Origin of the sequence: Tyzzerella sp. An114 (genome assembly GCF_002161055.1) — a bacterium.
Taxonomy (GTDB): Bacteria; Bacillota; Clostridia; order Lachnospirales; family Anaerotignaceae; genus Fimicola; species Fimicola cottocaccae.
The window spans coordinates 1-705 of record NZ_NFLT01000070.1 but is presented as its reverse complement, the minus strand read 5'-3'; the positions used below and the strand labels follow the sequence as shown (position 1 = coordinate 705).

Here is a 705-nt window from a genome sequence, read left to right as displayed (position 1 = left end):
GAGGTAACAAATGATATATATACAGTTTACTATCAAATGAGAAGAAGAGAACGCTATTTAGAAGAAAGAGATTTAAAAAATGGCTTAATTTATTATAGTAGCTGGGATACAGAATATATGAATGGAGAAGAGCTTTTAGTAGATAAATCAGGTAGTATTGAAGATGTAATATTTAATGATATGAGATACAAAGCAGTAGTATCTTTCATTAATGAAAATGATAAAAGAGATATATTGAAATTAAGTATGTTAGGAAAAACAGAAAAGCAGATTGCAGAAATTATAGGTTTAAATCAGTCAAATGTAAATAGAGCAAAATCAAAACTTTATTCAGAATTAAAAAAATATTTAGATAACATTTTTAAAAATTAATTTAGCACTTTCCTCCTTGTTTAATCAAGGGGGATTTTTATTTTAGAACACTTAATATAAAAAAATCAATAGATTTATATCAAAAAAGTGAATGAAAAAATCAATGAAAATATATTAAATTTTTGTTTAATTATACAAAAATAAAAAAGTTTTTAGATTTTACGCATAAAAAGCCATTTTTAAGGGCTTAAAGGTGAGGGGGTATTGAACCTTTTTCGTGAACCTTAAAAATTTAATATCCAACAATATAAATACATTACCCTGTTCAGCCTGAAAAGGTAAAGCAGTACCATACAGTACGCCAAGACGATTTGTTACAACAGAATGTTGAGT

The 705-nt window shown here is 25.7% G+C and carries 1 pseudogene; it reads left to right on the top strand.

Annotation, left to right across the window (positions count from 1 at the left end):
- Positions 1 to 372 (top strand): annotated as a pseudogene (locus B5E58_RS13620) (sigma-70 family RNA polymerase sigma factor); the annotation flags it as partial.
- Between the last annotated feature and the right edge of the window lie 333 nt (positions 373 to 705).